At 74.8% G+C, this 21,117-nt stretch carries 15 protein-coding genes; 13 read left to right on the plus strand and 2 right to left on the minus strand.

The window, feature by feature from the left end; translation table 11 throughout:
• The first annotated feature begins 18 nt into the window (after positions 1-18).
• The 10 genes from J2S41_RS05540 to J2S41_RS05585 are packed head-to-tail and all read left to right on the plus strand — an operon-like array spanning position 19 to position 11,372.
• On the plus strand, positions 19-1,662 hold the full coding sequence (locus J2S41_RS05540; RefSeq protein ID WP_310363863.1) for a carbamoyltransferase family protein: 1,644 nt from the start codon (positions 19-21) through the stop codon (positions 1,660-1,662).
• Positions 1,659-3,029: a glycosyltransferase family 2 protein gene (locus J2S41_RS05545; protein WP_310363866.1), complete on the plus strand. Its 1,371-nt coding sequence runs from the start codon at positions 1,659-1,661 to the stop codon at positions 3,027-3,029. The genes J2S41_RS05540 and J2S41_RS05545 overlap by 4 nt, the downstream gene beginning before the upstream one ends.
• A 46-nt stretch (positions 3,030-3,075) precedes the next feature.
• Positions 3,076-4,641 carry an HAD-IIIA family hydrolase gene (locus tag J2S41_RS05550; protein ID WP_310363869.1) on the plus strand — a complete coding sequence of 522 codons (1,566 nt, stop codon included), beginning with the start codon at positions 3,076-3,078 and terminating at the stop codon, positions 4,639-4,641.
• Positions 4,638-5,570: a glycosyltransferase gene (locus tag J2S41_RS05555; RefSeq protein WP_310363872.1), complete on the plus strand. Its 933-nt coding sequence runs from the start codon at positions 4,638-4,640 to the stop codon at positions 5,568-5,570. The genes J2S41_RS05550 and J2S41_RS05555 overlap by 4 nt, the downstream gene beginning before the upstream one ends.
• Entirely contained in the window at positions 5,561-6,781 is a 1,221-nt protein-coding gene (locus J2S41_RS05560; RefSeq protein ID WP_310363875.1) for a glycosyltransferase, read from the plus strand. The genes J2S41_RS05555 and J2S41_RS05560 overlap by 10 nt, the downstream gene beginning before the upstream one ends.
• On the plus strand, positions 6,781-7,380 hold the full coding sequence (locus J2S41_RS05565) for a D-sedoheptulose-7-phosphate isomerase (RefSeq protein ID WP_310363877.1): 600 nt from the start codon (positions 6,781-6,783) through the stop codon (positions 7,378-7,380). Before J2S41_RS05560 ends, J2S41_RS05565 begins: the two co-directional genes overlap by 1 nt.
• Positions 7,381-7,400: 20 nt before the next feature.
• On the plus strand, positions 7,401-8,789 hold the full coding sequence (locus J2S41_RS05570; RefSeq protein WP_310363879.1) for a PfkB family carbohydrate kinase: 1,389 nt from the start codon (positions 7,401-7,403) through the stop codon (positions 8,787-8,789).
• A gap of 5 nt (positions 8,790-8,794) precedes the next feature.
• Complete coding sequence (locus J2S41_RS05575) at positions 8,795-9,475, plus strand: SDR family oxidoreductase (protein ID WP_310363882.1); 681 nt, start codon at positions 8,795-8,797, stop codon at positions 9,473-9,475.
• Complete coding sequence (locus tag J2S41_RS05580) at positions 9,472-10,395, plus strand: glycosyltransferase family 9 protein (RefSeq protein WP_310363886.1); 924 nt, start codon at positions 9,472-9,474, stop codon at positions 10,393-10,395. The genes J2S41_RS05575 and J2S41_RS05580 overlap by 4 nt, the downstream gene beginning before the upstream one ends.
• A gap of 32 nt (positions 10,396-10,427) precedes the next feature.
• Positions 10,428-11,372 carry an AraC family transcriptional regulator gene (locus tag J2S41_RS05585; RefSeq protein ID WP_310363889.1) on the plus strand — a complete coding sequence of 315 codons (945 nt, stop codon included), beginning with the start codon at positions 10,428-10,430 and terminating at the stop codon, positions 11,370-11,372.
• 3 nt (positions 11,373-11,375) lie between these two features.
• Here J2S41_RS05585 and J2S41_RS05590 read toward each other — a convergent pair whose 3' ends face one another.
• On the minus strand, positions 11,376-12,935 hold the full coding sequence (locus J2S41_RS05590) for a beta-N-acetylhexosaminidase (RefSeq protein ID WP_310363891.1): 1,560 nt from the start codon (positions 12,933-12,935) through the stop codon (positions 11,376-11,378).
• 42 nt (positions 12,936-12,977) lie between these two features.
• Positions 12,978-14,414, minus strand: a complete 1,437-nt coding sequence (locus J2S41_RS05595; protein WP_310363893.1) for an MFS transporter — start codon at positions 14,412-14,414, stop codon at positions 12,978-12,980.
• A 258-nt stretch (positions 14,415-14,672) separates the two neighbouring features.
• Here J2S41_RS05595 and J2S41_RS05600 point away from each other — a divergent pair, with 258 nt between their 5' ends.
• The 3 genes from J2S41_RS05600 to fxsT are packed head-to-tail and all read left to right on the plus strand — an operon-like array spanning position 14,673 to position 21,113.
• A complete protein-coding gene (locus J2S41_RS05600; protein WP_310363897.1) occupies positions 14,673-15,281 on the plus strand; it encodes a hypothetical protein in 609 nt (202 codons plus the stop codon).
• Positions 15,282-15,294: 13 nt separating this feature from the next.
• The gene (locus J2S41_RS05605) at positions 15,295-17,325 is read left to right on the plus strand and encodes a VMAP-C domain-containing protein (protein ID WP_310363900.1); all 2,031 of its coding nucleotides are present in this window, start codon (positions 15,295-15,297) and stop codon (positions 17,323-17,325) included.
• Positions 17,322-21,113 (plus strand): FxSxx-COOH system tetratricopeptide repeat protein, encoded by a 3,792-nt coding sequence (gene fxsT, locus J2S41_RS05610; protein WP_310363902.1) that lies wholly within the window; start codon positions 17,322-17,324, stop codon positions 21,111-21,113. Before J2S41_RS05605 ends, fxsT begins: the two co-directional genes overlap by 4 nt.
• The last annotated feature ends 4 nt before the right edge of the window (positions 21,114-21,117 follow it).

The raw sequence follows: 21,117 nt of genomic DNA on the forward strand, positions 1-21,117 counted from the left end.
TAGGGAATCCGGCCCACCATGCGAGTCCTGGGAATCAATGCGATCTTCCATGATCCGGCCGCCGCGCTGATCATCGACGGCCGCGTGGTCGCCGCCGCCGAGGAGGAGCGGTTCAGCCGGCGCAAGCACGGCAAGCGGCCGGTGCCGTTCTCCGCGTGGGAGCTGCCGGAACTCTCCGCCGCCTGGTGCCTGGAGTCGGCCGGGCTGCGGCCCGACGACCTCGACGCCGTGGCCTACTCGTTCGACCCCGCGCTGACCGCGGACGCGGAGAGCCTCGGGCTGAAGGACCCGTGGGACCACGTGCGCGTCGACTACGCGCGCCGGGCCCCGCAGTTCCTCGCGGCCGCGCTCCCCGGACTCGACCCGGACAAGGTGCGGTTCGTGCCGCACCACGTCGCGCACGCCGCGTCGGCCGGCCTGTCCGTACCGGAGGACAGCGCGGTGCTGGTGCTGGACGGCCGCGGCGAGAGCGCCAGCCACCTGGCCGGCGTCTACCGCGACGGCGAGCTGACCACGCTCGCGGCGCAGCGCCTGCCGCACTCGCTCGGCCTGCTCTACGAGGACCTGACCCGCCACCTGGGATTCCTGCACTCCAGCGACGAGTACAAGGTGATGGCGCTCGCCTCCTACGGCACGCCGCGCCACCTCGGGCTGTTCCGCGAGCTGGTGCGCGCGGACGGCGAGGGCGGGTTCCGCGTCGAGCGGATCGACTGGGGCGCGCTGGCCAAGGCCCGCACCGCGGACGGCGAGATGACCGCGGAGCACGCCGACCTCGCCTCCTCCGTGCAGACCCGGCTGGAGGAGGTGCTGCTCGACCTGGCCCGCTGGACGTACGACGCGGCGGGCGGCCCGGCCACGCTCACCATGGCCGGCGGCACCGCGCTCAACTGCGTCGCCAACGCGCGGCTCGCCGCGGAGGGCCCGTTCCGGCGGGTCTGGGTGCAGCCGGCCGCCGGCGACGCCGGGACCGCGCTCGGCGCCGCGCTCGCGGTGGCCCGCCCGTCCGGGCCGGTGGAGCCGTTCACCGGTGCCGACCTGGGCCGCGGCTGGTCCGACGAGGAGTTGGAGGCGGAGCTGCGCCGCGCCGCGCTGCCGTACACCCGGCCGGACTCGATCGCGGCCGAGGCCGCGCGCGTGCTGGCCGGCAACGGGATCGTCGCCTGGTTCCAGGGGCGCAGCGAGTACGGCCCGCGCGCGCTCGGCCACCGCTCCCTGCTGGCACACCCGGGCGACCCGGAGACGCAGACCCGGATGAACGACGTGAAGGGCCGCGAGCAGTTCCGGCCGATCGCGCCGATGGTCCGCGCCGAGCGGTTCGCGGAGATCTTCGAGGGCGTCTTCCCGAGCCCGTACATGCTGTTCGTCCACACGGTCAAGCCGGAGTGGAAGGACCGCATCCCCGCGGTCACGCACGTGGACGGCACCGCCCGGGTGCAGACCGTGCACACCGAGACCGAGCCGCGGGTGGCCGAGATGCTGGCCGAGTTCGAGCGGCTCACCGGCCTGCCCGTCGTGATCAACACGTCGCTCAACACGGCCGGCCGTCCCATGGTGGACACCCCGCGCGAGGCGATGGAACTGTTCGGCTCCGCCCCGGTCGACCTGCTGGCGCTCGGCCCGTTCGCGGTGCACCGCGCGTCCGCGTTCGGAGCCGCCCGATGACCGGCGTCTCCATCGTCATCCCCACGCTCGGCCGCCCCAGCCTCACCACGCTGCTGACCGCGCTCACCCCCGCCCCGGCCGCCACCGGACCGGCCGCGACCCCGGCCACTGTGCACGCCGGGACGCCCGGATCGATCGCGGACACGGCCGATGGTTCCGGCGTCCACGCGGGCGCCGCGGCCGACGGCGACTCCGCGGCCCGTGCGGGCGCCGGGATGCTCGTCGGCGCGGCCCGGACCGCGCTGCCGGGCCGGACGCCGCCGGCTGAGCTGACCGGGCTCGCCGGACGCAGCGCGCTCCCGGGCCGCGCCCCGGCTCCCGACCGGACCGGCCTGGTTACCGACCGGACCGGCCCGGCTGCCGACCGGACCGGCCCGGCTGCCGACCGGACCGGCCCGGCTGCCGACCGGACCGGCCCGGCTGCCGAGGGGAGCGGCCTGGCTACGCACGCCGGGCGTACCCGCATGCCGGTCGAGATCGTGATCGTCGACGACCGGGCGGACCGGGGCGCGCCGCTGCCGGTGCCGGCCGGGGTGACCGTGACCGTCCTGCCCGGACGCGCCGCCGGGCCGGCCGCCGCCCGGAACGTCGGCTGGCGCGCCGCCCGGCACGAGTGGGTGGCCTTCCTCGACGACGACGTGATCCCGGAGCCGGGCTGGCTGGACGCGCTCGTGGACGACCTGGCCGGCGCGCCCGACGAGGTCGGTGGCGTGCAGGGCGGACTGCGCGTGCCGCTGCCGGACGACCGCCGGCCCACCGACTGGGAACGCGGGACCGCCGCGCTCGCCGACGGCCGCTGGATCACGGCGGACATGGCGTACCGGCGGAGGGTCCTGGATCTGGTCGGCGGTTTCGACGAGCGGCTGCCGCGCGCGTTCCGCGAGGACGCGGAGCTGGCCTACCGGGTACGCGACGCGGGCTGGGACCTGATCCGCGGCGCGCGGATCGTCACGCACCCGGTGCGCGAGGAGGATCGCTGGGTCAGCGTGCGCCGGCAGCGCGGCAACGCGGACGACGCGCTGCTGCGCCGGCTCTACGGGCGTGACTGGCGCTACCTGCTGGAGATCCCGCCCGGCCGGCGCGCCCGGCACGCCGGCGTGACCGCGGCCGGCGCGGTCGCGCTGCTGGCGCTCGCCGCCCGCCGCCCGCGGGTGGCGGCCGTCGCGGGCGCGGCCTGGGCGGCCGGGACCGCGGAGTTCGCCGCGGCCCGCATCGCGCCGGGGCCGCGCACCGCCCGCGAGATCACCACCATGGCGGTGACCAGCGCGGTCATCCCACCGGCCGCGGTCACCTGGTGGCTGCGCGGCTGGACCCGCTGGCGCGGCGCCCGCCCACTGGCGCGGCGCCCACTGGAGCCGACCCGATGAGCACCGCCACGCCGGCCGGCGGTTCGTGGCCGCCGGGGGCCGTGCGGTGACCGCGCTCTACGACGCCGTTCTGTTCGACCGGGACGGCACGCTCGTGGTGGACGTCCCCTACAACGGCGATCCCGCGCTGGTCCGCCCGATGCCCGGCGCGCGGGAGGCGCTGGACCGGCTGCGCGCGGCCGGGCTGCGGCTCGGCGTGGTCACGAACCAGTCCGGCCTGGCTCGCGGCCGGTTTACCCGCGCCCAGCTGGACGCCGTGAACGCGCGGGTCGAGGAACTGCTCGGCCCGTTCGACACCTGGCAGCTGTGCCCGCACGACGAGCGCGCCGGCTGCCGCTGCCGCAAGCCCGCGCCCGGCATGATCGAGGACGCGGCGGGGGCGCTCGGCACCGATCCGCGCCGGTGCGTGGTGGTCGGCGACATCGGCCGGGACATGGGGGCCGCCGCGGCCGCCGGCGCCGCGGGCGTGCTGGTCCCGACCGAGGTCACGCTGGCGCCCGAGATCGCGGCCGCGCCCGCGGTCGCGGGGACCGTCGGCGCCGCGGCCGACCTGATCCTGGACCGCATCGCGCTGGTCACGCCCGCGGAGTCCCGCGACGGCGGGCACGTGCTGGTGGTTCGCGCGGACTCCGCGGGCGACGTGCTGGTCACCGGCCCCGCGATCCGCGCGGTCGCGGCGCACGCGGACCGGGTGACGCTGCTCTGCGGGCCGCGCGGACGCGCCGCCGCCGGGCTGCTGCCGGGCGTGGACGACATCGTCGAGGTCCGGCTGCCGTGGATCGTCCCGGACCCGGAGCCGGTCGGCGCGGACACGGTCGCGCAGCTGACCGCCACGCTGGCCGCGATCGGCGCGGACCAGGCCGTCATCTTCACGTCGTTCCACCAGAACGCGCTGCCGCTGGCGCTGCTGCTGCGCGCGGCCGGCGTCGGGCGGATCACCGCGATCAGCGAGGACTACCCCGGCTCGCTGCTGGACGTGCGGCACCGCGGCGTGCCGGCCGGCGTGCCCGAGCCGGAGCGGGCCCGGTCGGTCGCGGCCGCGGCCGGGTTCCCGCTGCCGCCCGGCGACCACGGTGAGCTGCGCATCGACCTGCCGGCGCCGCCGCGCGGCGACTACCTGGTGGTCCACCCCGGAGCATCGGTGCCGGCCCGCTCCTGCCCGCCCGCGGTGCTGCGCGAGATCACGGCCGCGCTGGTCGCGGACGGTCACGACGTACGCGTCACCGGCGGGCCGGACGAGCGGGAACTGGCCGCGTTCGTGGCCGGCGCCGGCGCCACGCTCGCGGAGCCCACCGACCTGGCCGGGCTCGCCCGCCTGCTGGCCGGCGCGGCCTGCACCGTGGTGGCGAACACCGGTCCCGCGCACCTGGCCGCCGCGGTCGGCACGCCGGTGGTCAGCCTGTTCGCGCCGACCGTCCCGTACGGACAGTGGGGCCCGTACCGGGTGCCGCACGTGCGGCTCGGCGACGCGGCCGCGGCCTGCCGGGACACCCGCGCCACCCGCTGCCCGGTCGCCGGGCACCCGTGCCTGTCCACCGTCACGCCGGCCGAGGTCCTCGCGGCCGTGCGCACGCTCGTTCCGTACCGACACATCAGGGAGATGGCCGCGTGAACATCCTGTTCTGGCACGTGCACGGCTCCTGGGCCACCGCGTTCGTCCAGGGGAAGCACCGCTACCTGGTGCCGGTCAACGAGGCGCGGGACGAATGGGGCAGGGGCCGGGCGCGCACGTTCCCGTGGCCGGAGACGGCCGAGGAGGTCGACGTGGCGGCGCTGCGCCCGGACGACGTGGACGTGATCGTGCTCCAGCGGCCGGAGGAGCAGGACCGGGTCGCGCACCTGGCCGGCGTGCCGCGGATCTATCTGGAGCACAACACGCCCAAGGGGGACGTGCCGAACACGCGGCATCCGATGGCCGATCGGGACGACCTGGCGATCGTGCACGTCACCCACTTCAACGAGCTGTTCTGGGACTGCGGCGGCACCCGTACCCACGTGATCGAGCACGGCGTGGTGCCGCCGGCCGTGCGCTGGACCGGCGAGCTGGAGCGCCTCGCCGTGGTCACCAACGAGCCGGTACGCCGCCACCGCGTCACCGGCACCGACCTGTTCCCCCGGTTCACGCCGGTCGCGCCGCTGGACGTGTTCGGCATGGGCGTGGCCGGCCTGCACCTGCCCGGGGTGACCACGCACGACGACCCGCCCCAGGCCGCGATGCACGAGCAGATCGCGCGCCGCCGCGCCTACCTGCACCTGTGCCGGTGGACGTCGCTCGGGCTGAGCCTGATCGAGGCGATGCAGATCGGCATGCCGGTGCTCGCGCTGGCCACCACGGAGGCGGTGGTGGCCGTACCCGCGGACGCGGGAGTGCTGGCCACCCGCGTCGACACGCTGGTCGAGGCCGCGCAGTGGCTGATCGACGAACCCGACGCGGCGCGGCGGCTCGGCGACGCCGCCCGCGACGCCGCCCTCGCCCGGTACGGCCTCGACCGCTTTCTCGCCGACTGGGACCGACTCCTGGAGGACCACACATGCGGATAGCCATGATCTCGGAACACGCGAGCCCGCTGGCCGCGCTCGGCGGCGTCGACGCGGGCGGGCAGAACGCCCACGTGGCCGCGCTCGCGGCCGAGCTGGCGCGGCAGGGCCACGACGTGCGCGTCTACACCCGCCGCGACGACCCGGACGTGCCGGAGACGGTGACGGTACGCGGCTTCGAGGTGGTGCACGTGCCGGCCGGGCCCCCGGCCGTGCTGCCCAAGGACGACCTGCTGCCGCACATGGCCGCGTTCGCCGAGTGGATGGCCGCGGACTGGCGGGCCACCGGCATGCCGGACGTGGCGCACGCGCACTTCTGGATGAGCGGGCTGGCCGCGGTCACCGCCGGGCGCGCCTGCGACGTGCCGGTGGTGCAGACCTACCACGCGCTCGGCGCGGTCAAGCGGCGCCACCAGGGCACGGCGGACACCAGCCCGGAGCACCGCACGTCGTACGAGCGGCAGCTCGGCCGCGTCGTCGACCGCGTGATCGTGCAGTGTCACGACGAGGAGCGCGAGCTGACCGGCATGGGCGTGCCCCGGGAGCGGATGACGCTCGTACCGTCCGGAGTGGACCTGGATCTCTTCCGCCCGGACGGCCCGGCCGCGCCGCGCGGTGGGCGCCCCCGCATCCTCACGGTCGGCCGGCTGGTCGAGCGCAAGGGCTACGCCGAGCTGATCCGTGCGCTGGCCGGCGTGCCGGACGCGGAGCTGGTCGTGGTCGGCGGCCCACCGGCGGAGCAACTGGCGGACGACCCGTACGCGCGGCGGCTGCGCGACCTGGCCCGCGAGTGTGGCGTCGGGCACCGGGTCACGTTCACCGGCGCGGTCGGCGTCGCGGACATGCCCCGCTGGTACCGCTCCGCGGACGTGCTGGCGGCCACCCCCTGGTACGAGCCGTTCGGCCTGACCCCGCTGGAGGCGATGGCGTGCGGCGTGCCCGTGGTCGCCACCGCGGTCGGCGGCCTGACCGACACCGTGGTCGACGGCGTCACCGGCGAGCTGGTCCCGCCGCGCGACCCGAAGGCGCTCGCGGCCGTGCTGCGCCGCCTGCTCACCGACGACGTGCGCCGCGTCTCGTACGGCGCCGCCGCGCTGGACCGGGCCCGGCTCGTCTACGGCTGGCCCACGATCGCGGGCCGCCTCGCCGACGTCTACGCCGAGACCGCGCACGCCTTCGCCGACACCACCGACGTCCGAGAGGCGGTCGCCTGATGGATCCGCTCGACAACCACCTGCGCGGGCTCCAGGCCGCGCTGCCCGAGTTCCGCGCGCTCGCGTCCACGATCCTGCCCCGCTGGGGTGAGCGGCTGGCCCGCCACCTCGGCACCGGCGGGCGGCTGCTGGTCGCCGGCAACGGCGGCAGCGCGGCCGAGGCCCAGCACCTGGCGGCCGAACTGGTCGGCCGGCTGCGCGACGAGCGGCAGCCGCTGTCCGCGATCGCGCTCACGCCGGACTCGTCCGCGGTCACCGCGATCAGCAACGACTACGGGTACGAGGAGGTCTTCGCCCGCCAGGTCCGCGCGCACGGCCGCCCCGGCGACGTGCTGATCCTGATGTCGACCAGCGGGCGCAGCCCGAACCTGGTCAAGGCCGCGCACGCGGCCCGGGAGGCGGGCGTGCGCACCTGGGCGATGACCGGGCGGGAGCCGAACCCGCTGTCGATGGCCTGCGACGAGACGCTCGGCTGCCCGTCCGGCGACTCGCAGGTCGTGCAGGAGCTGCACCTGGTCTCCGTGCATCTGCTCTGCGAGTACGTCGATCTCGCGCTGCCCACCGTGGTGGACGCGCTGGAGGAGGCACTGGCGCGATGAGCCACGAACAGGTCAGTGCGATGAGTCGACAGCTGCTGGTCGTCATCGGCGACACGCTGCTGGATCGGGACGTGGACGGCAGCGTGCGCCGGGTCGCGCCGGACGCGCCCGCGCCCGTGCTGGACGAGGAGTCCACCACCGACCGCCCGGGCGGTGCCGGGCTGGCCGCGCTGCTGGCCGCCGGCCCGGGCCGCGAGGTCGCGCTGGTCACCGCGCTCGCCTCCGACCCGGCCGCGGCCCGGCTGATCGAGCTGCTCACCGAGGCCGGCATCGAGGTCTACGCGCTGCCGTCCACGGTGCCCACGCCGGAGAAGGTCCGGCTGCGCGCGGGCGGTCAGGTGCTGGTGCGGCTGGACCGGGGCGGCGAGCCCGCGGTGCCGCCGGACGTGCCGCAGGCCGCGCTGGACGTGATCGGCCGGGCCACCGCGATCCTGGTCTCCGACTACGGGCGCGGCGTCGCCCGGCAGCCGTTGCTGCGCAAGGCGCTGGAGGAGGCGCGCGCGCCGATCGTGTGGGACCCGCACCCGCGCGGCCCGGCGCCGGTGCCGAACGTCCGCCTGGTCACGCCGAACGCGGCGGAGGCGCGCGCGATGTCCGGCGACGCCGGCGGCGGCACCGCGCTGGCGGCGGCGGAGCGGGCCGGGTTCCGGCTGCGCCAGCACTGGCGGGCCGGCGCGGTCGCGGTGACCGTCGGCTCGGCCGGCGCGGTGCTGTGCCACGGCGGGTCGACGCCGCTGGTGGTGCCCGCGCCGGACGTGCCGGACGGGGACACCTGCGGCGCGGGGGACCGGTTCGCGTCCACGGCCGCGCTGGCGCTGGCCCGCGGCGCGCTGGTCTCCGAGGCGGTCCGGGACGCGGTGAGCGCCGCGTCGGCCTACGTCGCGGCCGGCGGCGCGGCCGGGGCGTTCGCCACGGCACCGGTCGCGGCCGGCGCGCTGCCGGCCGAGGCGGGCGCGCTCGCCGACGAGGTACGCGCCCGGGGCGGCACGGTGGTGGCCACCGGCGGCTGCTTCGACCTGCTGCACGCGGGCCACCTCGCCACCCTGCGCGCGGCCCGCAAGCTGGGCGACTGCCTGATCGTCTGCCTCAACTCCGACTCCAGCGTCGCCGCGCTCAAGGGCCCCGACCGGCCGCTCAACAAGCAGGACGACCGGGCCGCGCTGCTGTCCGCGCTGGACTGCGTGGACGCCGTCGTGATCTTCGACGAGCCGACGCCGGAGGCGGTGCTCACCTGGCTCCGGCCGGACGTCTGGGTCAAGGGCGGCGACTACTCCGGCGAGGCGGAACTGCCGGAGGCCGCGCTGGTCCGGCGCTGGGGCGGCCGGACCGTCATCGTGCCGTACCTGAGCGGCCACTCCACCACCTCCACCATCGAGGCCGCCCGGGCCTCTTCACTGAGCAAGGGATGATCGAGATGGACGCAGTCATCGTCACCGGCGGATCGAGCGGCCTGGGCGCCGCAGTGGTCGACGCCGTCGGCAAGGCCGGCGGGCGCCCGCTGGTCATCGACCGCCAGGCGCCCGCGGACGGCGTCGAGTGGATCGAGTGCGACCTGGCCGACACGCGCGCGGCCGAGGCCGCCACCCGCGAGCTGATCGCGCGCGCCGGGGGCAGCCTGGACGGCGTGGTCACCGCGGCCGGGTTCGACGTCCCGGGCGCGCTCCGCGACGTGCCCGGCGACGTCTGGGACCGGATCGTGGCGGTGGATCTGCTGGCCACGGCCGCGGTGATCCGCGCGGCGCTGCCCGCGCTGGAGGCCTCGCACGGCGGCGTGGTCACGATCTCGTCCACGCTCGGGATCAAGGCGGTCAGCGACGCCACCGCGTACTGCGCCGCGAAGTTCGGCGTGGTCGGCTTCACCCGCGCGCTCGCGGCCGAACTGGCCGGCACGGTCGGCGTCACGCTGATCATCCCGGGCGGCATGCGGACGAAGTTCTTCGACGAGCGCGACGAGCGGTACAAGCCCGGCCCGGACGCGGTGCTCAACGACCCGGCCAACGTGGCGGAGGCGATCCTGTTCGCGCTGCGCCAGCCGGCCGGGTCCGCGGTCCGCGAGCTGGTCATCGCGGCCGAGCGGGAGAGCTCGTACCCGTGATCCTGGTGCTCCGCGCGCTCGGCGTGGGCGACCTCGCCACCGGCGTGCCCGCGCTGCGCGCGCTGCGGGCCGCGTTCCCGTCCGAGGAGCTCGCGCTGGCCGCGCCCACCTGGCTGACGCCGCTGATCGACCTGATCGGCGGCGTCGACCGGGTGGTGCCCTGCGCGGGCCTGGACGATCCGCTGCCGCCGCTGCCGGACGTCTCGGTCGCGGTCAACCTGCACGGGCGCGGTCCGCAATCACACCACAGGCTCGCGGCGGTACGACCGGGGGCGCTCTGGGCGTTCGCCACGCCGGAGTTCCCGGACGGTCCGCCGTGGCGGGACGACGAGCACGAGGTGCGACGCTGGACCGGGCTGGTGCGCGCGTACGGCGTACCGGCGAATGATCTTGATCTTGATCTTCGCCCGCCCGCGCGGGACGTGCCGCACGGCGTGACGATCATCCACCCCGGCGCGAAGTCGCCGTCCCGGCGCTGGCCACCGGACCGGTACGCGGCCGTCGCCCGCGCGCTGACCGACGCCGGCCACCGCGTGCTGGTCACCGGGTCCGCGGCCGAGCGGGAGCTGGCCGCGGACGTGGCCGCGCGGGCCGGGCTGGGCGCGCCGGCGGTGCCGGAGACCGGCCTGGACGACCTGGCCGCGCTGATCGCTCACGCCCGGCTGCTGATCAGCGGCGACACCGGCGTGGCGCACCTGGCCACCGCGTTCGGCACGCCGTCGGTCACGCTGTTCGGCCCGATGCCGCCGAGCCGCTGGGGGCCGCCGCCGGGCCGGCCCCGGCACCGCGCGATCTGGCACGGCACCCGCGCCGAGCGCGGCGACCTGCCCGGTCCCGGCGTGCATCCCGCGCTGCTGGCCGTCACCGTGGAGGAGGTACTGGCCGCGACTCACCCGTCCGTGTCGGCCGCCCGGCGGTAGGCTGGGAGGTCTGCCGAGGAGGTCACGTCACTGTGGTCACGCCGCATCGCCTGGAGGTCGTCACGCAGGACCGGGAGGTGATCGCGGACGCGCTCAACCGGATCGTCGAGCACCGGGCGCGGGTCTCCTTCGACGAGCCGGGCGCGGCCGACTTCGCGATCCGCTCGGCCACCTACGGTGACTTCCGCGCCTGGCGGGTCCGGATCGGCGGTGTCCGGTACACCGCGACCGTGCCGCCGCTGCCGATGATCACGGCCGGCGTGATCGCCGAGGGCCGGGCGCTCAGCCGGTTCGGCCGCGCCGAGATGCCGCTGCGCGCCGGCGACGGCGTCCTCTTTCCGGAGGGCGGCCAGCACGACGGCGAGTACGGCAACACCGTCATGCTGTACGTCCAGGTCCCGCACGCCTACGTGGCCGGCGTCGCGGGCGAGCCCGGCCTGCGGTTCGAGGCGAACACGCCGGTGTCCGCGCGGATGCGCCGGTACTGGGGTGAGACCACCGCCTACCTGTTCCGGCAGCTCACCGCGCCCGGCGCGGACCTGGGCCCGCTGCTGGTCGAGCAGTTGCGCCGCCTCGCCGCGACCAGCGCGCTCTGCGCCTTCCCGCACACGGCGATGACCCGCGCCTACCGCCCCGGCCCCGGCCACGAGCCGGCGTCGGCGGTGCGCCGCGCCGTCGCGTACATGGAGGACAACGCGGCCCGGCCGCTCACGGTCGCGGACATCGCCGCCGCGGCGGGCGTGGGCGCGCGCGGCCTCCAGGCGGCGTTCCGCCGGCACCTGGACACCACGCCGCTGGAGCGGCTCCGCCGGATCCGCCTGGAGCGGGTGCGGCAGGAGCTGCGGGACGCGGACCCGGGCGGCGGGGTGACGGTGCGGGAGGTGGCGCGCCGCTGGGGTTTCGCCAACCCGGGCCGGTTCGCCGGCCAGTACCGCGTCCTCTTCGGCGAGACGCCCGCCGAGACGCTGCGATCGTGACTGTCAGGCGGTGGACCAGGGGATCTGCGGGGAGGGGTGGAAGCCGACGCCGCGCGCGGTCCAGCGGGGGCCGTAGGCGCCGAGCCGGGTGCGGAAGGACTCCCAGTCGCGGGTGGTGGACCAGCCCAACTCCGCGATGGCGGGCAGCCGGGGGAAGGCCATGAACTCGATGTCGTCCAGGGTGCGCAGGGTCTCCGACCACAGGGGCGCCTCGACCCCCAGGACCGCCTCCTCCGGTACGCCCTCCAGGTGCGTCCCCGGGTCCCAGTCGTAGGCGGTGCGCACCTCGATGTAGCCGGCCCAGCTCAGCCCGAGCGGCGTCGACGGATCGTACTTCTGGTCCAGGTAGGCGACGTTGGCCGGCGACATGATCACCTTGGTGCCGTCCGCGACGGCCGCGGCGAGGGTGGCGTCGGCGCGGGCGCGCCCCCAGTACTGGGCGATGGCCCCGGCCGCGGCCGGGGACGCGGCGATCTCGTTCCAGCCGTACGCGACCTTGCCGTACCTGCTCACCAGCGGCAGCACCCGCGCCTGGAAGGCGAGGTAGTCCGCGTCCGTGGTGGCGTGCGCCTCGTCCCCGCCGATGTGCAGGTACGGCCCGGGGGTGATCGCCGCCAGCTCGCGGATCACGTCCTCCACGAACCGGTACGTGACCTCCTTGCCGATGCAGAGCGAGCTGTAGCCGACCTCGGTGTCGGTGCGCGGCGGCGGCGCCTGCCCGTCACAGGTCAGCTCCGGGTAGGCGACCTGCGCGGCGTTGACGTGCCCCGGCATGTCGATCTCCGGCACGACGGTGACGAACCGGCCGGCCGCGTACGCCACCAGGTCGCGGTAGTCCGACGTGGTGAGGAACCCGCCGCCGGCGCCGTCCACGCCGGTGCCGGGCGCCCCGCCCACGGCCGTGAGCCGGGGCCACGAGTCGATCTGGATGCGCCAGCCCTGGTCGTCCGAGAGGTGCAGGTGCAGATAGTTGATCTTGAAGCGGCTGATCTCGTCGATGTAGCGCTTGATCTCGTCCGGCGTGTGGAAGTGCCGGGCCAGGTCCAGCATGGCCCCGCGGTAGGCGAACCGGGGCCGGTCGACGATGTCGCCGCCGGGCACCGTCCAGGCGGCGCGCTGCGGCGTGGTGGCGTCGATCCGCGCGGGCAGCAGCTGACGGAGGGTCTGCACCCCGGCGAAGAGCCCCGCGTTCGTGGTGGCCCGGATGGCGACCCCGCCGGGCCGGACGCTGAGCCGGTATCCCTCGTCGCCGAGGCGGGGGTCGTGCCGCACCAGCTCCAGCGAGATGGCCGGCGCTCCCCGGCCGGCGCGCCCGACGATCGGCAGCCGGAACCCGGTGGCGGGCCGCAGCGCCTCGGCCAGCCGGTCGGCCACGACGCGGGTGCCGCCCGGCGCCTCGATCACGGTGCGCGCGCCGAGCCGGAAGCCGGGCCCGTGCGGGCGCACCTGCTGCGGCGCGGGCAGCACGCTGCCCAGCGAGACGGCCGGTTGCGCCTGGGCCGGCGCCGGAATCCCGGTCAGAAGGAGGACACCCGCAAGACCCGCCACCAGAGAAGCCCGCATTCCCGTACCGTACATTCAGCCGATTCGATCTGTGAAGACTATTTACCGATTCGGCGTCACGCCCTCCGACGGGATCGTGGGTGCCGTCGGGGTGGTGGCCGCGACGGTGCCGGGCGCGGCGTCGTCGACGGGCTCGGTGGACTCGGCGGGCTCGGTGGACTCGGCGGCGGACGCCGCGTAACGGTCGCTGAGGCGGCGATAGGGCCGGCTGCCCAGCGCGACCGCGGTGGCGATGATGCCCAGCGCGCCGGTCAGCACGAAGACCAGCGCGAGCCCGCGGTCCGGCCCGGTGCCGAACCACGTGCCGATCGTGCGGGCGCCCGCGCCGTCGGTCATGAACGGGATGAAGACGAACTGCGCGATCGGCGAGATCAGGAACGCGGTCAGCGGCGACGCCGCCTGCTCCACGCTCTGCGCGAAGCCGAAGACCCGGCCCTGCCGCTCCAGCGGCACCACCCGCTGCAGGATCGTCTGCTCCGCCGCCTCCGCGTACGGCACCAGCAGCATGTAGACGTACATGCCCGCGGCCAGCGGAATGATCGACGCGCTGAGCGGGAACAGCAGCACCACCACCCACAGCACCAGGTTGACCAGCAGTAGCAGCCGGACCGGCGCGGACCCGAGCCCGGTCCGCGCGATGAGCAGGCCGCCCACGATGAACCCGGTGCTCAGCACGCCCCACAGCACGCCCCACGTCTGCACGGAGACGAGCGACAGACCGTACGCGTCCATCAGCGCCATGAAGACGCCGCCCAGCAGGTTGTTGAACGCCGAGAAGAACACCAGCGCCATCAGCCCCGGGATGCCGTTGACGACCCGCACCGTGCCCCGCAGATCCACCCGCCGGTGCCCGTCGGCCGTCGGGTCCGGCGCCGGCTCGCGCACCGTCACCGTGGCCAGGTGCACGATCGACAGCCCGAGCACCACCAGCGCCAGGACCAGCACCGACCGCATCCCGTCGAACGCGACCAGCAGACCGCTGATCACCGACGTGGTCAGCATCGACACCCCCGAGACGGTGCCGACCAGCCCGTTCGCCCGATCCCGGTCCCCCTCCTCGATCAGGATCGTGACCAGCGTCGGCAGCGCGATCGTCCGGATGTTCCCCGCGATCACCCCGCACATGAGCAGCACGACGAAGACCCAGAGCCGCGCACTCGCCGGATTTTTGAACGCCTCGGCCGGCGTGACCAGCCAGACACCCAGCGCCGCCAGATAGAGCAGGACCGACGCACCCGCCGACACCTGCATCATCACCGTCCGCCGGTGATGGTCGACCAGGCTGCCGAACCAGATGCCGGTCAGCGCGGTCAACACCAGGAAGATCCCCGAGATCACCCCGGTCGCGAACACCGACCGCGTCTCCAGGTACACCCAGAAGGTGACCGCGAACCACACCGTGAAGTTGATGACGGACACGAGCAGCGTATTGACCAGCAGCTGGTAGAAGACCCGCCGGTCCCCTCGAATAGCGCTCACCGGGCCACCGTAGTGCCTGGGTCCGACACTTTCGCCGCAATATCCCCGGCCGGACGATCGTCGGCGTCGGCGCCCGGGCCGGCGGCGCCGTTACCCTGGCGCAAGATTCCCCGATGGAATGGCTCGCCATAGAGCATTTTCAGCCGGAGTGACCTCGTCGAATCGGTCACTTCACGCCGGTGGTGCGCATCGGCCATACTTGGAATCCGACCGGGTATCGCCGGGCGGCTCCCGATCGTGATCGGACCGGAGACTGTCGTGAGATATGACGAAGTCAGCTCCGCCGCCGTGATCCTCCATGAGTACGAGAGACTCAAAGAGGAACAGTTGCAACGCATTTCCACCCGGGACAATCTGGTCTATGCGACGCTCGCCTCCATCGGCGCGGTGCTGTTCGGCGTCCATCAGGTGGGCGCGGTCGATCTGGTGCTCCTGCTGCCGCCCGGGTGCGTGGCGCTCGGCTGGACCTACCTGGTCAACGACGAGAAGATCTCCGCCGTGGGCCGGTACGTCCGCGCCGAGCTCGCCCCGCGCCTGGCCCGCATGCCGGAGGTCGGCGAGCCGGTCTTCGGCTGGGAGACCTTCCATCGCTCGGACGCGCGCCGGCGGAGCCGGAAGCTGATCCAGCTCGCGGTGGACGTCCTGATCTTTTGTGTGCCCGGTGTGGTCGCGATTGCCGTGCGGCTCGCCGCGGGTGAGATCTCATTTCTTGCCGGGCTGGTCGTGGTGGCCGAGATTACGATGGTGCTGTTCCTCGTCCAACAGATAGTCGTCAATGCAGATTTGCACCGAGACGGACCCAGGAGCGCTGCCGATGACAACGCCCCCGCATTCGCGAGCTTTCGATCCGGACGAGGTACGCAATAGGGTCACCATCGGCATGATCACCGCCCTCGTGGTGGAGGGCCGCGCGGTGGCCGACCTGCTGCGGGGCGGCCACGAGTTCCGGTACGAGAACGATCCGCAGCCCTACCGGGTCGGCATGCTGGCGAGCGCCGTGCCGGACCGCCCGCACCACGTGGCCCTGACGGTGCTGCTCCAGGACGGCACCCGGCACGCCGCATCGGCCTGCGCCGACCTGCTCCGCACCTTCCCGAACGTGAACTGCGTGATCCTGGTGGGCATCGGCGGCGGCATCCCCCGTCGTGGGCAGCCGGACCGGCACGTGCGACTCGGCGACATCGTCGTGGCCACGGAGGGCGTGCTCGACTACCGGTACGTCAATCGCGAGGGTCCGCTGGAACGCCTGCGGCGCTGGGGCGGCGCGGACGGGCTCTCCAGCCCGCTGCGGCGCGCGCTGACCGAGCTCGGCATGCGCGCGGCCACCGCCGGGGAGGGATGGCAGCGCTGGCTGGACCCGGAGGTGACGCCGGCCGCGGCCGGCTATCCCCGGCCGGATCCGGCGCACGACCGGCTGACCGAGGACGGCCACCCGGTCACGCATCCGTCCGAGGAGGCGTCGGGGCACGTCGTGGGCCTGCCGAAGGTGCACGTCGGCCTGGTCGCCTCCGGCGACGTGCTGCTGCGGGACGAGCACGAGCGGGACCGCCTCGCCGCGGAGTTCCCGTCGCTGCGGGCGTTCGAGATGGAGGCGTCCGGCGTCACGGTGGCGACGGCCGCGCGCGACAACCGCTGGTTCATGGTCCGCGGGATCACCGACTACTGCGACGGGCAGAAGAACGACGTCTGGCACCGGTACGCGTCCTACGCCGCCGCCGCGTACGTCTGCGCGCTGCTGGAGGTGTGTCAGCCGGTGTTCGTGCAGCCGTGGCTGCGACTTCCGGTGCGGGACCGCGTGGTCGAGCTGCTGAGCCGCATCCCGCCGGGTACGGATCTGCGCGCGATCTGGTCCGCGGCCGTGCCGGAGATCGACTGTCCGGCCACCGGCGACGAGATGACGGCGCTGCACGCGTTCGACTACCTGACCCAGTGGAACTGCGCGGGCGACGGCCTGTCTCCCGCGCTGACGTTCGTCGACGCGCTCGCGCGCAGTGCCGCGGGCGCCGGGGTCGCCGCCGAGCTGCGGCAGTGGGTGGACGAACAGGCCACGGCGACGCAGGCCGACCGGGCGCTGCGGGAGTGGCGGGAACGCCCGCCGCCGGCGCCTCCGGCCGATCCCGCGGGACCGTGCCTGGTGATCGAGATCGAGCCGGACGGCATCGACCGGAGCCTGTGCCAGGTGGGCAGCTACCTCCAGCGGAAGGCCGGTGACTGGGAGCCCGAGCGCGGCCCGTCGCTGCACGCGCCGGTGAGCGTGGCGGAACTGGACCGGGCGGTGCCCAAGCTGGTGGACGACGTGGAACAGCAGCGGCCGTGGGACGCCGGCACGGAACCGGTCATCGAGTTCCTGCTCCCGGCCGGACTGATGAACCTGCCGGTGGAGTGGTGGTGCGCGCCGTCCCAGCGCGACATCCCGCTGTGCGTCGACTACCAGGTCGCGATGCGCAGCCTGGAGCGGATGCGGGAGAAGCCCCGCCTGCGGTTCTGGCGAGACCGGTGGAGCACGCTATCGGCGCGCGGCGGCGACGGCTTCTACCCGGGAGTGCACCCGCGGAACGCGGATGAGCTGCACCGCTGGGGCGTGCGCCTGCACCGCCGGCGGGACGTGTCGTCGGTGGCGCTGAGCGGCCCGCCCGAGGAGTGGCCCGGCCGCGGCGAGCTGGACTACGCGCTGCAGGCCGGGGTGCCGGTGATCCTCTGGGATCGCCGCCCGAAGCCCACGCCGGAGAGCGACGAGGCGCTGGCCCAGCTCGCCTCCGAGGCCGGCCGGGACCTGCCCGGGCGGATCGAGGAACTGCGGACCCAGGCCGCCGAGCTGCCGGAGGAGGAGCGCACGGCGCACGAGGGCGGCTACGTGGCGCTGCTCTGGGACGATCCGAACCGGCTGATCCCACCGGTGGTGGAGCCGTGAGCGACGAACGGCCCGGCCCGCGCCCGCCCAGCCCGGTACCCCAGCTGACCGACCCGGGTGGCCTGCTGACCGCGTTGCGCGGCCTGGCGCGGCACGGCCCGCGGCTGTCGCTCGTGGTGGACGAGTGCCGCACCATGCGGGTCTGGCAGCCCGCGGTCCGCGAGCTGCACGGCCTGGCCGCCCAGGCGTTCGGCGGCGAGCACGTGCATCGCGTGCAGTTGCAGACGATCGAGGACGGGGACCGCCCGGAGGCCGAACTCGCGGTGATCGTCACGGACGGGCTGGACGAGATCTGGCGGCAGCCGTTCGCGCACCGGCTGCTGTCCCGCTGGGGCGGCCTGGTCCCGGTGGCGATCGTGAATCCGTACCCGCAGGGCCGCTGGAGCCGCACGCATCTGGCGCCCCGCCCGGTCCGGCTGACCGCCCGCCACCCGCGTGCGCCGAACACCGGGCTGCACGTCGCCGAGGACGAGCGGTGGCGGAGCCCGCTGCACGAGCCGCTGACCGGGAGCCCGCTCGCCGTGCCGCTGCTGGAGCTGGACCCGCGCTGGCTGGGCTGGTGGGCGACGCTGGTCGGCCGGGCCGGCGAGGCGGTGCTGGACGCCACCGTGCTGCTCGTCGCGGAGGAGCCGTCCGGCACGGAACCACCGGCACCGCCGGTCGCCGGCGTCTGGGAGCCGGCCCGGGCGGTGGCGGTCTTCCGCGGCACCGCCTCGGAGCGCGCGCTGCGCCTGGCCTCCTACGTGGCCGCGGCACCACCGGACCTGGCCGCGGTACGGGTGGTGCAGGGCGGGATGATGCCGGCCTCCACCCCGCTGGACCTGGCGGACGTGGTGGTCAGCGACGCGCTGATGGAGCCGGGTACGCCGGCCGCGTACCGGGGCGACTTCCGGTTCCGGCCGGGCGTCCGGGAGGCGCTGCTGGCCCGCACCACCCGCGTCGAGACCGCGCGCGTGGTGGAGATCGTGGCGCGGCACTACGGCGACCGGCGGCCGGAGGCGCAGAGCCTGCTCCGCGCGCTGGAGAAGCCCGAGACGGTACGGGACACGCCTGTCACGCTGGAGACGGTGGCCTTCGCGGAGACCGAGGTCGCGGTGCTCCGCGCACTGTCCGGGCCCTACCTGGTGCGCGCGCGGCAGCGGGCCAGAGCCCTGGACAACTTTCACAGATCGGGGTCGGCGGCCACGCCGGCCGGCACGCGGACGCACGCCGGGAGCAGTGGGACGATGAGCAACCTTTCACCGGATCGGCCGGTGCAGCCGATCGACCAGTCACTGACGATGCCCGGTGAGCAGACGGCCGCCGGCAACACCGTCTGGGGCAGCCTGCCGCCGAGGAACGGCGACTTCATCGGGCGCAATCAGCTGCTGGAGGCGCTGGAGCGCCGGCTGCGCGCCGAGCACGTGACCGCGGTGCTGCCCCAGGCCCTGCACGGCCTCGGCGGCGTCGGCAAGTCACAGATCGCGGTGGAGTACGCCTACCGGCACCGCGACGAGTACGACATCGTGTGGTGGATTCCCGCGGAGCAGCCGGCGCAGATCCTCCGGGCCATCCTGGCGCTGGGCGAGAAGCTCGGGCTGGAGGTCGAGGGCGAGGCCAGCACCGCGGTCGTCGACGTGTGGAACGCGCTGCAGACCGGTGCTTCGTACCCGAAGTGGCTGCTGATCTTCGACAACGCGGAGACGGTCGACACGGTCCAGCCCTATCTGCCCCGCGAGGGCAGCGGCAAGGTGTTGATCACGTCGCGCAACGAGCGGTGGACCGATCTGGCGCAGACGCTGGAGATCGACGTGTTCAGCCGGGCGGAGAGCGTCGAGCTGCTTCGCAAGCGCAACCCGCAGCTGACGCCGGAGGAGGCGGACCGGATCGCGGAGGTGCTGGAGGACCTGCCGCTCGCGGTGGGCCAGGCCTCGGCGTGGCTCAGCGCCGCCGGCATCGGCTTCGAGGAGTACCTGCGCCTGCTGCTGGAGAAGCGGGAGCAGCTGGCGGAACGCGCGACGGCGGGCGACTACGACCTCGCGGTGGCGGCCGCCTGGACCGTGGCCCTGGACCGGCTCGGCGTGGAGAGCCCCGCCGCGCTGCAACTGCTCCAGGTGTGCGCGTTCTTCGCGCCGGAACCCATCGCGCGCGAACTCTTCGTCGCCTCCCGGAACTCGCCGATCGCGCCGGAACTGGACGCCACGCTGCAGAACCCGAGCCGGCTCAACCGGGCGTTGCGTCAGATCCAGCGGTACGGACTGGCGCGCATCGACCACCGCGACCAGACCGTGCAGCTGCACCGGCTGGTGCGTACCGTGATGGTCGACCAGCTCAGTCAGGAGGTGCGCGGCAGGCTCGAGCACGGCGCGCACGTGCTGCTGGCCGGCGGCAACCCGGGAAACCCGTCGAGCGCGGCACACTGGCCCCGCTACCACGCGCTGCTGCCGCACGTGGAGGCCTCGAACACGGTGGCCTGCGAGGACGCGTGGACCCGCCAGCTGGTCCTGGACGTGATCGGCTTCTACTACTGGTGGGGTGACCAGGCGAGCTGCCGGGACCTGGCGCGGCGCGTGGTGACCGGGTGGCGCACCATGCTGGGCCCGGACGACCTCCAGACGCTCAAGGCGGCACGCTGGCTCGCCTACGTGCAGCGGCTCCTCGGCGAGTTCGCCGAGGCCGCGCAGATCAACGAGGACTGCCTGGCCCGGTTGCGGGCCACCGTCGGCGAGGACGAGGAGGACACGCTCGACGCGATGAGCCTGGTCGCGGCGGACCTACGGGCCAAGGGCGACTTCGAGGCGGCGCGCACGCTGGACCGGACCGCGCTGGACCGCTGCCGCGACGTACTGGGCGACGACGATCCGTTCACACTCAAGGCCGCGCACAGCCTCGCCGTCAGTCTCCGGCTGACCGGCGAGTACGAGGAGGCGCTGCGGCTGGACCGGGAGACGTTCCGGCGGCGGGTCGAGGTGCTCGGCGAGGACCACCTCGAGACGCTGATGACCAGGACCGGGCTGGCGCTCGATCTCCGCGAGCGCGGCGACTACCTCGACGCGCACACGAATCTGGAAGGGCTCTACGACGAGTGCCTGCGACACCTCGACCCCGACCACCCGCAGGTGCTGGCCGTGGCCCGGAACCTGGCGGTGGCCCGGCGCCGGGCGGGCGATCAGGAGGGCGCGCGCAAGCTCGCGGAGGAGACCATGACCCGGCTGCGCCAGCGGTTCACCGCGCTCCAGCCCGAGGCGATCGCCGCGGCCATCGACTACGCGGTCGACCTGCGCGAGAGCGACAACCTGGAGGCGGCGCGCGAGCTGTCCGAGGCGACCGCCAACGACTACGGCCGGACCCTGGGGCCGGACCACCCGTACACCCTCTACGCGCGGACCAACCTCGCCATCGTGCTGCGGCTGCAGGGCGACGCCGCCGGCGCCCACGCGCACGACGAGGCCGCCTACCGCCGGCTGGCCGAGCGGCTCGGCGAGGACCACGTGCTGACGCTCACCTGCGCGACCAACCTGGCGAGCGACCTGGCCGAGCTCGGCGAGCACCGGCGCGCGTACGAGCTGGACGCGACGACCCTGCGGCTGTCCCGGGAACGGCTCGGCGCCGACCACCCGTCCACCCTGGCGTGCGCGCTGAACCTGTCGTTCGACCTGGCCGCGCTCGGCCGCGCGGCGGAGGCCGACCGGTTGTACGAGGAGGTGCTGGCGGCGATGCGCCGGGTGCTCGGTAGCGACCACCCGGCGATCGACGCGGCCGTCGCGCGCGTGCGGGCCAACTGCGACGTGGACCCGATGCCGCTGTAGGCCA

It is taken from the genome of Catenuloplanes atrovinosus (assembly GCF_031458235.1).
GTDB lineage: Bacteria > Actinomycetota > Actinomycetes > Mycobacteriales > Micromonosporaceae > Catenuloplanes > Catenuloplanes atrovinosus.